Here is a 14,300-nt window from a genome sequence, read left to right as displayed (position 1 = left end):
ACTATGCTGCTCCTTTAACACTATAACGCACGATACTTGTCGCGCAGTCGTTGTCTTACCCACTCCGCCAAGAAGTTTACGGCAAAGGTGAAGACAAACAGCAGCAACGCAGCTAAGAACAATAGGCGGAAATGGGAACCACCGACTTCAGATTCAGGCAGTTCAACCGCAATGGTCGCAGACAGAGTTCTCATCCCCTCTAATATGTTCCAATCCAAAATAGGCGTATTGCCAGTCGCCATCAGAACAATCATGGTTTCGCCAACAGCACGCCCTAGCCCCATCATGATCGCAGAGAAAATACCGGGACTCGCCGTCAGCAACACAACATAAATCAGTGTTTGCCATGCAGTAGCGCCTAAGGCCAATGAACCGTCTGAGAGATGCTTAGGCACAGAGAAGATCGCATCTTCCGCGATAGTAAAGATGGTAGGAATAACAGCAAAGCCCATAGCAAAACCAACCACCAGCGCGTTTCTTTGGTCAAAGCCAATGCCGTAGCCAGCAAGGAAAGTACGAATATCCCCACCGAACAAAAGAGCCTCAATCTGATTCCCGAGTACAAATACACCAACGATGGTAACAATTAACACAGGAATTAAGATCAGTGCGTGCCAGCCGTTAGAAAATCGACGAGTAAAACCTTTAGGCAATACGTACCAAACTAACCCCGCCAACAATGCGCTTAATGGCAGCGCCACCATTAACGAGAAGACCGCGGTGAGATGGGTTTCGACAATAGGCGCAAACCATAGACCGGCTAAGAAGCCGATAATCACCGTAGGTAAAGCTTCCATTAATTCAATCGACGGCTTCACCACTCGACGCATTCTTGGAGACATGAAATACGCGGTATAAATCGCGCCCAACACCGCTATCGGCGTCGCAAAAAGCATCGCAAACAGCGCGGCTTTTATGGTACCGAAAGTGATCGGGATTAAACTGAATTTCTCTTCAAAGTCATCATTCGCTGATGTCGACTGCCACACGTAAGCCGGTTCTGGGTAGCTTTCGTACCATACCTTCTGCCAGAGCGATGAGAGTGAGATCTGCGGATATTCATTGTCGACCGCTGCCACTCGAATTTCATCGTCTATCAAAGCCACTAGGTGCAACTCGTTGGCAGACATCGCCGCCAACTCTGGTGACTTATCAAAAGCACGTTCAAACAGAGACAGTTTTTCACTGGTCGTGTAATGGCTTTGCAATGTGCCGTTTTCGTAAAAACTATAAAAGCCTTTGCGATAGGTGTCCGGCAGAATGAATTGTACTTCTTCAGCTAACTGAAAATCTCGAATATGAGTTAGGCTACGCTGTTTATCCTTCAGCACATCAAACCATTGTGACACCTGACCATCGTTATGGGTCACAAGCAAAGAATAAGCACCAGACAGAAGATCAATTTTCTTCACCGCGTGTTTTTCATCGCTCAAACTCAAATCCACCAGCTCCCTGACCGAGAAATGGTGCTGATTGAGCGTAAGTACCGCCAGTTCAGAGTCTGATCTTAAGTAAAGCGTTTTGCCATCAGGCGTCATCAAGATCTGATCTTGTTGACTAAACTTAGTAGAGAGCCATTGATTCGCTTGCAGATGATAGTTGCCTTGAAGATCGGCTTGGTACCATTTCACCAACAAACGCTGATCAGTCAATTGAGCAGTAATGGTCAGCTGTGAGCCATGACGTGAGAAAGCAAAATGTTCAATCTCAGCTCCGTTACTTTCTGTTGCTAGTAAGAAGCGTTCAATCGTCTTTAGGCGTTGAACTTTAGGTTCGGCAACACTGTTTGGTTTGTAGAGTGGCGCACTGAATTCAGGAGAGAAAAAGCTAATGTCACCACTTTTCGTAGCAAAAGCGAACCAATTTTCAGCAGGCGTGTTTCGAGCGAACGCGATAGGGGCATCGATGACCTGCTCAGAAAAATAAGAGTCTGAGTTTTGTGTATCTAAGTCCCAAAACTGAACTTTACCTGAGTTTTCAATAGTAAAAGCGTGTTGCCCGTATTCATCAACCGAGAGCGCAACAGCGTTATTTACAGTGAGAGACTTGCGATTGTCACTTACCTGAATATCTGCATCAGAAAATACCGGTAGGATAACCATTGCAAGGTAGATAAAGATAAGTACTAAAGCTGCCAGAACACTTACCCCGCCGCACGTCACAGAAAAGCGGACAAGACGGTCTTTCAACCATCGCTTCTTGTCTTTTTCTTTCAGTGAGAATTGGCTAGGGGTCATCTTTCTGTCTACTTTTTTGAGCTAATATCATAATATTTCGATTAGATGACAATTATATTACAGGTCACATTAAATAACTGAAACTAGTAGCAACTTTTGCATAAACTTTCAATTGCAATAATACCGTAACAAAATGAGCATACGCTGCTTATTTTTTATAATTTAAGCCCCAAAAAACACGTCAGTCAATCGAGGAGAGTCTTAATGAATGCGGAAAAACTCTACATAGAAAAGGAACTTAGCTGGCTCTCTTTTAATGAGAGGGTATTGCAAGAGTCCGCAGATAAACATGTTCCTTTGATAGAGCGTGTCCGATTTTTGGGTATTTTTTCCAACAATTTAGATGAGTTTTACAAAGTTCGCTTTGCTGATGTCAAACGTCGAATCTTAATTAACCAAGAACGCGGTATTAATGATAATTCAAAGCACCTCTTGGCTAAAATGCAAACCAAAGCACTAAAACTCAATCAAAGGTTTGATGAACTCTACAATGAATTGATTCTAGAGATGGCAAGACGACGCATCTTTCTCGTCAACGAAACACAACTCAATGAATCTCAGATTAAGTGGATCCGAAAGTACTTTCGTAAAGAGATACTCCCTCACATTACTCCGCTACTGATGACCGATGAGATCGACGTATTACAGTTTCTGAAAGATGAATATGCATACCTCACCGTTGAGTTAGAAAAAGATCAGCAATCGAGTTATGCCCTGATCGAAATACCGACCGATCACCTTCCACGTTTCGTCAAAGTGCCAGAGCCAAAAGGCAAGCGCCGTAAGACCATCATTCTGCTCGACAACATTATTCGCTACTGTATTGACGACCTTTTCAAAGGATTCTTTGAATACGATAGCCTTAATTGTTACGCCATGAAAATGACCCGTGACGCTGAATATGATCTGAGTTTTGAGGTCGAACATAGCTTGCTAGAACAGATGTCTGAAGGGGTTGCGCAAAGATTGAGTGCAATGCCTGTAAGGTTCGTTTACGAACACACAATGCCAGAGAACATGCTCAGCTTCTTGTGTGAAAAGCTTGGGATGTCCAACTATGACAGCTTAATTCCGGGTGGGCGCTATCATAACTTCAAGGACTTTATTGCCTTTCCAAATATGGGGCGAGAGTATTTAGAGAATAAGCCTCTGCCGCCAATGAAGTGCGCCGACTTCGATCACCACCACAACACCTTTAATGCGATCAAAGAGAAAGATATCCTGCTCTATTACCCTTACCACACCTTTGATCATATCACTGAGTTAGTTCGCCAAGCGTCGTTCGATCCTAAAGTGATCAGCATTAAGATAAACGTCTATCGAGTAGCCAAGAATTCGAAGTTATTAAACTCGATCATTGATGCGGTACACAATGGGAAAAGCGTTACGGTAGTGGTTGAGTTGCAAGCTCGATTCGATGAAGAAGCCAACATTGAGTGGGCGAAAGTACTCACAGAAGCAGGCGTGCACGTTATCTTTGGCGCTCCCGGTTTGAAGATACACTCAAAGCTAATATTGATTAGCCGTCGCGAGGGGGAAAAAATCACTCGCTACGCACATATCGGTACCGGCAACTTCCATGAAAAAAATGCGCGCATCTATACAGACTTCTCATTACTCACAGCCGACCAAGACTTGGCCAACGAGGTGCGAAACGTTTTTGGTTACATCGAAAACCCATACAGACCTGTACGCTTCGACCACTTAATTGTTTCTCCGCGAAATTCTCGTAAAAAGCTCTACCGATTGATCGATGGTGAAATTGCAAATGCCAAAGAAGGCAAGAAAGCGCAGATCACCCTAAAAGTGAACAACCTCGTAGATAAAGGTCTGATCAATAAACTCTATGGTGCGAGCAGTGCTGGGGTGAAAATCCGCATGATCATTCGCGGTATGTGCTCTTTAGTACCTGGGGTCGAAGGCATTAGTGAGAATATTGAAATCATTAGCATTATTGATCGCTTCCTTGAGCACCCTCGCGTCATTATCACTCACAATGATGGCGATCCTCTGGTTTACATCTCTTCTGCTGACTGGATGACTCGAAATATCGATCACCGTATCGAAGTCGCTGCGCCAATCCGTGATGAACGTTTGAAACAGCGTATTATTGATATTGTAAATATCCATTTTACCGATACAGTTAAAGCAAGGTGGATTGATAAAGAAATGAGCAACAGCTACGTTCCACGCGGTAACCGTAAAAAAGTTCGCTCACAAGTCGCCATCTACGATTACCTAAAGCAGGTCGAAAAGCACACCAGAAAAGCCAGGGAAACAAAGCCAGACGATGAGCAAAACTAACGATGCTTCCTCTAAACAAGAACCAAATACTTCCCTAGATGCCATCTCACTAGAGGCGGCATCTGTGCCAATCCGAAATGTCGCCGCCATAGACTTAGGTTCCAACAGTTTCCACATGGTGGTTGCTAAGGTCATTGGCCAAGAACTGCAACTTGTGAGCCGCCATAAACAGCGCGTGCGCTTAGGTTCAGGCCTAGACAGTCAGTCCAACCTTAGCAACAGTGCTATGGAGCGAGGTCTTGAATGCTTAGCGATGTTTGCAGAGCGCTTACAAGGTTTTGAGTTAGATAACGTTCGTATTGCCGCGACTCACACCCTTCGACAAGCAAACAATGCTCATACCTTTATTCAGAGAGCGAGAGAGATCCTTCCTTTTCCAATTGAAGTGATCCCTGGCCAAGAAGAAGCTCGTCTCATTTATCTTGGCGTCGCGCACACCCAACCTGAGTCTAACTCTAAACTGGTGGTTGATATTGGCGGTGGCAGTACCGAGCTGATCATTGGTGAAGGCTTTGAAGCCAGGCTCGTCAACAGTAAGCAAATGGGCTGTGTGAGCTTTACTCATCGCTATTTCGCCAACAACAAACTCTCCTCAAAAAACTTTGCCAAAGCCATCATTGCTGCGCAACAGCGTCTCGAATCGCTAGCGGGACAATACAAGAAGCAAGGTTGGGAAGCCGCTCTAGGTTCTTCTGGCACGATCAAAGCCATCAAAGAAGTCTTAATCGGTCTAGGCTATGAAGATTCAATCATCACCGAGAAAAGATTAGAGCACCTCATCGAAACTCTGTGCGAGCATAAAACGATTGAAGATATCGATATCAAAGGTTTAACCGTTGAACGACAACCTGTGTTCGCAGCGGGCGTCGCAATTCTAACAGGGGTCTTCAAAGCTCTATCGATCAAGGAAATGCACTTTTCAGACGGAGCCCTCCGAGAGGGGCTGCTGTACGAAATGGAAGAGCGCTTTCAACGCTCTGATATTCGGATGCGTACCACAGAAAACTTAGCGCTCAAGCATCAGGTTGACTTAGAACATGCAGCACGGGTTAAGGGACAGGCGTTAGAGTTCATCCATCAACTGCAAGACTCACTCGGCATCAAGAAAAAGAGCCAGCTGTTTGATCTACTAAGCTGGAGTGCCCTACTCCATGAAGTTGGCCTAAGCATCAGCTTTCAAGGGTTTCATCGCCATTCAGCCTACATCTTAAAGCATACCAATATGCCAGGCTTCAACAGCGAGCAGCAGTCTGTGATGGCTACTTTGGCACGATTCCAACGTAAGTCTTTAAAGCTTCAAGAGGTGCCTGAGTTCAACCTGTTCAAAAAGAAACAGGTCATAGGTTTAATACGAATTTTAAGGCTAGCTATCTTATTGAATGGGCAGCGGAATGATGCACCGCTGTTAGATATAAAGATTGACCTTGTAGATAAAGATCACTGGAAACTTAGCTGTGACAACCCTGAATGGCTAACTGAAAACAAGCTCCTCGCGGCGGATTTAGCGCAAGAGCAAGAGCTATGGGAGCAAGCCGATTGGCAGCTAGACTTCAATAACAATGGCTTCGACAACGATAGTTTCGATGATAAATAGTTTCGATGATAATACCGCAGCCAAGCCTTCATAAAATAGCGCGATTACAGCCCAACTTTAGCTAGCTCTTGTTGGGCAAATTCTCTTGGAATCGCTACGTAGCCGTCCTTTTCAACCAACTCCTGTCCCTGCTTTGAGAACACAAACGTTAAAAACTCCTGTTCTACCGGAGACAGAGGCTTCTCTGGGTGCTTGTTCACATATACGTAGAGGAATCGCGATAATGGGTAATCGCCATTGATGATGTTTTCACGCGTAGCATCAACATAGTCATCACCTTGCGTTGCCACTGGGATCAATTTAACCCCTGCAACTCGATAGCCAATGCCTGAGTAGCCGATTCCACTGATTGATGATGAGACCGACTGCACCACAGATGCAGAACCAGGCTGCTCATTGACACGGTTTTTAAAATCACCGCCACATAGCGCATTCATCTTAAAGTAACCATAAGTACCTGAGACCGAGTTTCGTCCAAACAACTGGAATGGGTGCTTGGCCCAAGCTTGGGTAATACCTAGGTCGTTCCAGGTTTCGTAGGATTGATTGGCGCCACAGCGTAGCGTTTGAGAAAAGATCCCGTCAATCTGACGAAAGTTCAGCCCTTCAATAGGGTTATCTCTATGAACAAAGATACCAATCGCATCGATAGCCACTTTAAGTGCGGTCGGCTTATAGCCATGCTCTCGCTCGAAGGCTTCAATCTCGCGCAGGCGCATTGGTCGGCTCATTGGGCCTAAGTGTGCAGTACCTTCAGTCAATGCCGGCGGGGCAGTTGATGAACCAGACGCTTGCACCTGTGCATTAACGTTTGGGTAGTAAGTCTTAAACTCTTCCATCCAGAGCGTCGTCATTCCGGCTAAGGTGTCCGAACCTACGGATAGCAAACTCCCCGAAATGCCATGTACTTTCTCATAGTCAGGCAATGATTCCGTGGTTTGCTCTGAACGAACAATGCCACTCATGGTTAGAGTGGCAATTAAAAGGCTAGAGACAGACAATTTTCTCATCGATTGACTCATTAAACAGTTAGACGACTTGGCAGCGTAAAGGAGAAACGACTACCAACGCCAACTTCACTCTGTATTTCGAGATGTGAGTCGTGATGGCTGAGCGCATGTTTCACAATAGCGAGTCCGAGCCCACTACCGCCGGTGTCCCTAGAGCGAGCCTTATCAACACGATAGAAGCGCTCAGTCAGTCTGTGCAGGTGTTGCGGTTCAATACCATCACCCGTATCAGAGACATCCAAGCAGGCACCTTGACTGGTTTGATACCAACGCACCTTCACCGTAGCACCAGCAGGAGTGTACTTCACTGCGTTGTAAACGAGATTAGAGATAGCACTGCGCAACTGATCTTCATCGGCGAGAACACGCAAGCTCTTATCGATATCAAACTCAAGTTTATGCTCTTTATCACCACTCAAACTGGTGGCCTCTTTTTCAAGCACCTCCAGCATTGCAGGGACATTCACCACCTCATCTAATTCATGCATTGGCGCGGCTTCAATCTTAGATAACGTCAGCAATTGGTTCACTAGGCTATTCATGCGATTCAACTGTTCTGTCATCACACCATGTGCTTTGCTCCACATTGGGCCGACAACCATATCCGGGTCTTCAGTCATCTCAAGGTAGCCTTGAAGTACTGTCATTGGCGTGCGCAGCTCATGAGAAACATTAGCAAAGAAGTTACGACGCATGCCCTCAAGCTGTTTAAGCTGAGTAACATCACGTACTACCATTAGATGCTCACCTTCAGTGTATGGCACGATACGCAATTCCAGCATACGCTCCACATTCAATGGCGACGGCATCTCCAACGGTTCAGAGAAATCTTGTTTATTGAGGTACTTAATGAAATCAGGAGTACGAATCAGGTTCGAGATCGGCTGACCAGAATCATCCGGCCAACGAAAGCCGAGTAAGTATTGGGCAAGCTTGTTGCACCAGACGATGTTGCCTTCACTACGAAATACAACAACAGCATCAGGTAGAGATTCCGCACCATTTCGGAAGCGGCGAATTAGATTGGTTAGCTCTTTGCGCTTACGACGCTGTCTCTGCTGCATACGGTAGATACCGTTAAACAGAGATTCCCAATTTCCAGAACCTGAAGGTGGTGTTAATCGCTTTTCATCCCACAACCACGCCGAAAGACGCATTTGGTTATGAAGATGCCATGCCAGCTGCAGTACCGTAGCAGCCAACAGCAACCAAGGTAGGTAGCCAAATATCCAGCCAACTATAAACCAAGGTGCGTAAAAAAAAGCCAGCTCCCAAGCTAGCTTCTTCCAGGTTAACTTTTCAACCATTCAGGACTCCGTAAATCGGGCATCGAAGCCATATATTAAGCTTTTGTAGAGAAGCGATAGCCAGCACCGCGAACTGTTTGAATCAGTTTATCGTGACCTGCGGCTTCAAGTGCTTTGCGAAGACGACGAATATGTACATCCACAGTACGGTCTTCTACGTAAACGTTGGTACCCCAAACATTGTTCAGTAGCTGCTCACGGCTGTATACACGCTCTTGATGCGTCATAAAGAAGTGCAGCATCTTAAACTCAGTTGGTCCCATATCAACAGGCCCATCACTCGCGGTAACGCGGTGAGATACAGGGTCAAGTTTTAGACCTTGCACGTCAATCACATCTTCTAGGGCTGTTGGTGTCACACGACGAATCACTGCTTTCAGACGAGCGACCAGTTCTTTTGGAGAGAATGGCTTGGTGATGTAATCATCCGCGCCCACTTCTAAACCACGAACCTTATCTTCCTCTTCACCACGCGCTGTCAGCATTACCACAGGGATGTTGCGTGTTAACTCTTCACGCTTCATATGCTTGATGAAATTAATACCGCTACCACCGGGTAGCATCCAATCTAGTAATACTAGATCTGGGAAAGGTTCACATAGCTTGTTCACCGCTGTATCGTAATCTTCAGCTTCTACTGCTTGGTAGCCTTTTTGTTCAAGCACAAAACACAACATCTCACGAATTGGTGCTTCATCCTCAACGACCAGAATCCTTCTCGACATAATTGAATAGCCTTTGTATTTAATCAACGCATTGCATTATCAGAGTTAATTATGACACTTTTGTGACCTTTGAAAACAAATTTTAATATAACTGTCTCAATCGTTTCACTTTAGAAGTTTTGATACCGAATTAACGACAAATTCGATCAAATCCCCTATGATGGACCACTTCTAAAAAGGTATGAGAAAAAGTATATGTGGTTTAAAAATTGCCTAGTGTATCGCTTCAATCGTGATATTGAGTTCAATGCAGACAAGCTAGAGAAGCAGCTAGAAGAATTTCGCTTCACACCTTGCGGCAGCCAAGACAAACAGAAGTTTGGTTGGGTTCACGCTATGGGTAAGCACGGTGACATGATGACGCATGTTTCTGAAAACCGCATTCTGATTTGTGCAAAGAAAGAAGAGAAGATGCTACCCGCTTCAGTGATCAAAGAGACACTGAACGCTAAAGTAGAAGCGCTTGAAGTAGAATCAGGCCAACCAGTGAAGAAAAAAGAGAAAGACAGCATCAAAGAAGACATCATCATCGATCTTCTTCCGCGCGCTTTCAGCCGCAGCAACTTCACCTACGCTTTGATCATGCCAAAAGAGGGCTTCATTGTTGTTGATGCAAGCAGCTACAAGAAAGCCGAAGACGTATTAGCACTGCTACGTAAAACAATGGGTAGCTTACCTGTTGTGCCTGCGATTCCAGAGCGCGCGATTGATGAAACTCTAACAGAATGGGTTAAAACAGGTGATACTCCACAAGGCATCAACATGCTAGATGAAGCGGAGCTTAAATCAATCCAAGAAGATGGCGGCATCGTTCGTGTGAAGAAACAGGAACTAGAAGCTGACGAGATCAAGAACCATATCGAAGCCAATAAAGTTGTCACCAAGCTTGCTGTGAACTGGCAAGATCGTATTGAATTCATTCTTGGCGAAGACGGCAGCATCAAGCGCCTGAAGTTCAGCGATGATCTTAAAGACGAAAACGACGACATTCCACGTGAAGATCAAGCTGCACGATTCGATGCAGACTTCTCTCTACTGTGTGGTGAGTTCAGCGCTTTCCTACCAAATCTATTTGATTCTTTAGGTGGTCTACCTCACCCTGAAGCGTAATCAAACTAGGCTCTCAAGGCCGATTCTCTTGAGAGCCTGATAGGGTCTGTTGGCCTTTCGCGGTTAAGTTTTGTTCGAGTTAGAATCGTTTTAGGCGCTGCAAGGAGTATGTAGCCTAGTCACTCTAAGTAAATACTTCTTAACAAAGCATAAAACGATTCTAGCCGAACCCTTCAGGCAGCCTTTGTGGTTCATCTCTACTGCGTTATCGGCTTTTCATGTAGGCTAGCTACACATCAAAGCCTCTGCCTTGTAGAAATCTCCCACAAAGCGCTGCAAAAATCAGCTCGAAAGATCAACAGACCCTAATACCCCTGCTTTTATTATTGTCTTCTACCCTAAATAACTAGTGTTGGATCTCATTTTAGCGTAAAATTTGCGCCCCTTTGATATCACTTGGTGATGTCAACCTGACTTGAGATCAGATTAGAGAAAGAAGCAATGACGACACAAAAACCATTTGTACCTGAACTATTATCACCGGCAGGAAGCCTTAAAAACATGCGTTACGCATTCGCCTACGGCGCAGATGCAGTTTACGCGGGCCAGCCACGTTACAGTCTTCGTGTTCGTAACAACGAGTTTAACCACGAAAACCTACAAATTGGTATCAACGAAGCTCATGCTCAAGGCAAAAAGTTATATGTTGTATGTAACATTCAGCCGCACAACTCTAAACTAAAAACTTTCATTCGCGACCTTAAACCAGTTGTAGATATGGGGCCTGATGCCCTAATCATGTCTGATCCTGGTCTTATTATGATGGTTCGTGAAGCATTCCCTGAAATGCCAATTCACCTTTCAGTTCAAGCTAATGCTGTTAACTGGGCAACGGTAAAATTCTGGGCAACGCAAGGTGTGGAGCGTGTAATTCTATCTCGTGAACTATCACTGGAAGAGATCGAAGAAATCCGTGAACACTGCCCAGAAACAGAACTAGAGATCTTTGTTCACGGTGCACTTTGCATGGCGTACTCTGGTCGCTGCCTACTTTCTGGTTACATGAACAAGCGCGATCCAAACCAAGGTACTTGCACTAACGCTTGTCGTTGGGAATACAAAACAGAAGCGGCAAAAGAAGACGAGAACGGTCAAATCGTTGAAGCAAACCCTACAGGTGTTGAGATTCAGGATGTTGAAGTTCAAGACGAACGTCCAGACAACACACTAGGTCTAGGTAAACCAACAGACGAAGTGGTTCTACTTTCAGAGTCACACAAGCCAGAAGAAAAAATGGCTGCGTTTGAAGATGAGCATGGTACTTACATCATGAACTCAAAAGACCTTCGCGCAATCCAGCACGTTGAGCGTCTAACGAAGATGGGTGTTCACTCATTGAAAATCGAAGGTCGTACTAAGTCTTTCTACTACTGTGCTCGTACTGCACAAGTTTACCGTAAAGCTATCGATGACGCTGTAGCAGGCAAGCCATTTGATGAAAGCCTAATGGGTACACTGGAGAGCCTAGCGCACCGTGGCTACACTGAAGGCTTCCTACGTCGTCACACTCACGATACTTACCAGAACTACGAGTACGGTTACTCTATCTCTGATACTCAACAATTTGTTGGCGAATTCACAGGTAAACGCCGTGGCGATCTAGCGGAAGTAGAAGTGAAGAACAAATTCCTAGTTGGCGACAGCTTAGAAATGATGACACCGAAAGGTAACGTTGTTTTCACACTAGAGATGATGGAAAACCGTAAGTCTGAAGCAGTAGAAGACGCAAAAGGTAACGGTCACTTTGTATTTATTCCTGTACCTGCCGATCTAGACTTAGAGTACGGCTTGTTGATGCGTAACTTGAGCGAAGGCCAAGACACACGCAACGCATCAGGTAAGTAACTGTACTTAAAAAACTGAGAAGTAAGCAATGGCTCTGCTAATAACTGACAAGTGCATTAACTGTGATATGTGTGACCCTGAATGCCCAAATGGCGCAATTACTATGGGTGACACGATCTTTGAGATCGACCCTGATCTCTGTACTGAATGTAAAGGTCACTACGAAAAGCCGACGTGTCAGTCTGTATGTCCGATTACAAAATGTATCATTACAGACCCGAATCACATCGAAACCGATGATCAACTTCTAGAGAAGTTCGTCATCATTCAAGGCCTCACCTAAAACTAAAAGGTTCAACTTAGCATTAAGTTGAACCTTTTTTTTAACCTGATTTCTCTATCGGGTAGATATTGCAGAACAAGTCCTTCTCAAATTGATACTCCAACCGCTCTCTCCAATTGGATGCTTGAGAAACATGTACAAGATAAAAGTTCTCTCGACTTGTGTCGGTTACGAAGGCCATCCCATATTGCATCAACTCATAATGCACATCGTTAATAAATCCAGGGTCTACGCGCTGTCGCCCCGTTAAGCTATTCAAATCTTCTCGTGTTAAAGAAACACCAGAAACCTCACTGCTAAATCTATGCCTTAACCACTCAGAAAACTCCTTCGCACAAATCATTGTCATGGTTTTGTCCTCGAATTACATATCGACGGGTATCAAGACTCTAATTCTTATATACGGCGTGTAAGTCCTATTTGTCACCCCAAAAACATTCTTGTTATGACCCAACTATGCCACTTCGACTCTGTTTTTGTTTTTGTCGGATTGTGAAAGATTAAATATCAAACGATATTCTTATTTACTCTTTACTCACTCTAGACAAAAGTGTGACATTTCTCCAGTTTCTGAACCTGTTCAGAAACTGGTAATTTAGCTTGAAATGTTTAATTAGCAATTACAGTTGAACAATATTCCGGCATCACCTTTTTTTTCTTTGGTTTTGATTTAGCAACTTTCGTCGGTGGAGGTGCAGGTATCTGTTTGGGCGTCCAACTCGCTAACTCATAACCACAACCATCACCTTTCGGTGGCGCTTTTTGCTCGACACAGCTAGTCGCGTCTTGCGGACAATGTAGACGAACATGAAAATGAGAATGGTGGCCCCACCAGGGCCTTATCTTTCCAAGCCAATTGCGCTCATCATCTTGCGCTGATTCTTGATCGCACAGTGTTTGTTTTATAACAGGGTGAACAAATATACGGGCTACATTAGGATCTTTTGCCGCGTATCTAAGTACCTCAAAGTGATTGTTTTGCCAGTTTGAGGTGCGTAACTTGTAGTTAGTTAAGTCAACTACACTGACTGGTGTAGGTACCGCGAGTTGATTCAGTGAGAGGTTGTGATCATTCAGTCTTAACCAGATATCGATGTCTAATCCTGTTTGATGGCTTGAGTGTCCTGAAGAGAAGCGGCCACCACGTGGAAGTGAAATATCGCCAATCATGAGTACTTGATTAAGATTATCGTTAACGGTTTTTCCAAGTGCTTCTACAAACCTAATCGCGTTTGTATGGCCGTAGTATCGCTTTCTCTGAGGACGTATAACCTGATACCCCACACCTTCCAGAGGCAATGCTTGTGCTCCATCCAAACACCCGTTGGCATAAGAGCCTATTGAGTTGGTTTGATTGCGTGTAGGGCTATCTACACCTTCCCATTGAGTTGGGATCGCTTGTGATTGCATACAGAGTAAGAGCGATAACAAAACACTCCCCCATTTCATTTGCATTCTTTACTCCTCTCATCACTCTTACTATAAAGTCAGCCCATGATTATGAGCATAGCTGAATATCATAAAAACAAAATCTAACAACGAACTTATACGAGCAAAATTGGGCTCTGAGATCTTTCTTAGTTGATAAGAAGGTAATAGAGGTGGGGTATTCAGTTCGTAATGGTAAGAGCCGATTTAAATCTATAGAGGGAGGGAGAGGTTTAATTGTAACAGCAGGAGCACTTCTATCACTTGGAAGTAACGATATACCCTCGCACCAAAAAGTAAAAAGGCTCTAGTCTTTCGACTAGAGCCTTGAAAGTGGCAGGGGTGGAGAGATTCGAACTCCCAACACGCGGATTTGGAATCCGCTGCTCTGCCAATTGGAGCTACACCCCTGTAGTTGTTTTAAAGACTTAACTTTGTCTGAATAAGTGGCGGAGTG

The 14,300-nt window shown here is 44.7% G+C and carries 11 protein-coding genes and 1 tRNA gene; 5 read left to right on the top strand and 7 right to left on the bottom strand.

Going from position 1 to position 14,300, the window contains the following annotated elements:
- Positions 1-20: 20 nt before the first annotated feature.
- The gene (locus KI743_RS05070) at positions 21-2,237 is read right to left on the bottom strand and encodes an ABC transporter permease subunit (RefSeq protein ID WP_285465445.1); all 2,217 of its coding nucleotides are present in this window, start codon (positions 2,235-2,237) and stop codon (positions 21-23) included.
- A 204-nt stretch (positions 2,238-2,441) separates the two neighbouring features.
- Between KI743_RS05070 and ppk1 the strand changes: the two genes are divergently transcribed.
- Together ppk1 and ppx are read left to right on the top strand one after the other, a co-directional pair.
- Positions 2,442-4,541 carry a polyphosphate kinase 1 gene (ppk1, locus tag KI743_RS05065; protein ID WP_285465444.1) on the top strand — a complete coding sequence of 700 codons (2,100 nt, stop codon included), beginning with the start codon at positions 2,442-2,444 and terminating at the stop codon, positions 4,539-4,541.
- A 115-nt stretch (positions 4,542-4,656) separates the two neighbouring features.
- Positions 4,657-6,135, top strand: coding sequence for an exopolyphosphatase (gene ppx / locus KI743_RS05060; RefSeq protein ID WP_373417813.1), 1,479 nt, complete (start codon positions 4,657-4,659; stop codon positions 6,133-6,135).
- 44 nt (positions 6,136-6,179) lie between these two features.
- Here ppx and KI743_RS05055 read toward each other — a convergent pair whose 3' ends face one another.
- From KI743_RS05055 to phoB, 3 genes are read right to left on the bottom strand one after another with little or no spacing between them, the layout of a single operon-like run.
- The gene (locus KI743_RS05055) at positions 6,180-7,145 is read right to left on the bottom strand and encodes a PstS family phosphate ABC transporter substrate-binding protein (protein ID WP_373417810.1); all 966 of its coding nucleotides are present in this window, start codon (positions 7,143-7,145) and stop codon (positions 6,180-6,182) included.
- 11 nt (positions 7,146-7,156) lie between these two features.
- Positions 7,157-8,452 carry a phosphate regulon sensor histidine kinase PhoR gene (gene phoR / locus KI743_RS05050; RefSeq protein WP_032551272.1) on the bottom strand — a complete coding sequence of 432 codons (1,296 nt, stop codon included), beginning with the start codon at positions 8,450-8,452 and terminating at the stop codon, positions 7,157-7,159.
- A 35-nt stretch (positions 8,453-8,487) separates the two neighbouring features.
- The gene (gene phoB, locus KI743_RS05045; RefSeq protein WP_032551271.1) at positions 8,488-9,177 is read right to left on the bottom strand and encodes a phosphate regulon transcriptional regulator PhoB; all 690 of its coding nucleotides are present in this window, start codon (positions 9,175-9,177) and stop codon (positions 8,488-8,490) included.
- Between the two features lie 195 nt (positions 9,178-9,372).
- Here phoB and rdgC point away from each other — a divergent pair, with 195 nt between their 5' ends.
- The 3 genes from rdgC (at position 9,373) to KI743_RS05030 (ending at position 12,415) form a co-directional block, all read left to right on the top strand.
- Complete coding sequence (gene rdgC / locus KI743_RS05040) at positions 9,373-10,287, top strand: recombination-associated protein RdgC (protein ID WP_152468190.1); 915 nt, start codon at positions 9,373-9,375, stop codon at positions 10,285-10,287.
- A gap of 441 nt (positions 10,288-10,728) precedes the next feature.
- The gene (yegQ, locus tag KI743_RS05035) at positions 10,729-12,132 is read left to right on the top strand and encodes a tRNA 5-hydroxyuridine modification protein YegQ (protein ID WP_032551267.1); all 1,404 of its coding nucleotides are present in this window, start codon (positions 10,729-10,731) and stop codon (positions 12,130-12,132) included.
- A 28-nt stretch (positions 12,133-12,160) separates the two neighbouring features.
- The gene (locus tag KI743_RS05030) at positions 12,161-12,415 is read left to right on the top strand and encodes a YfhL family 4Fe-4S dicluster ferredoxin (RefSeq protein WP_032551266.1); all 255 of its coding nucleotides are present in this window, start codon (positions 12,161-12,163) and stop codon (positions 12,413-12,415) included.
- A gap of 40 nt (positions 12,416-12,455) precedes the next feature.
- On the opposite strand, the gene KI743_RS05025 is transcribed toward KI743_RS05030, so the two are convergent.
- The 3 genes from KI743_RS05025 to KI743_RS05015 all read right to left on the bottom strand — a co-directional run bounded on the left by KI743_RS05025 (position 12,456) and on the right by KI743_RS05015 (position 14,254).
- Positions 12,456-12,764: a hypothetical protein gene (locus KI743_RS05025; RefSeq protein ID WP_032551264.1), complete on the bottom strand. Its 309-nt coding sequence runs from the start codon at positions 12,762-12,764 to the stop codon at positions 12,456-12,458.
- A gap of 260 nt (positions 12,765-13,024) precedes the next feature.
- The gene (gene mepA, locus KI743_RS05020) at positions 13,025-13,864 is read right to left on the bottom strand and encodes a penicillin-insensitive murein endopeptidase (protein ID WP_373417811.1); all 840 of its coding nucleotides are present in this window, start codon (positions 13,862-13,864) and stop codon (positions 13,025-13,027) included.
- 313 nt (positions 13,865-14,177) lie between these two features.
- Positions 14,178-14,254 (bottom strand) — tRNA-Trp (locus KI743_RS05015).
- Positions 14,255-14,300: the final 46 nt, after the last annotated feature.

Origin of the sequence: Vibrio sp. D420a (assembly GCF_030248625.1) — a bacterium.
Taxonomy (GTDB): Bacteria; Pseudomonadota; Gammaproteobacteria; order Enterobacterales; family Vibrionaceae; genus Vibrio; species Vibrio fortis_A.
This window is presented reverse-complemented; position numbering and strand designations above follow the sequence as displayed.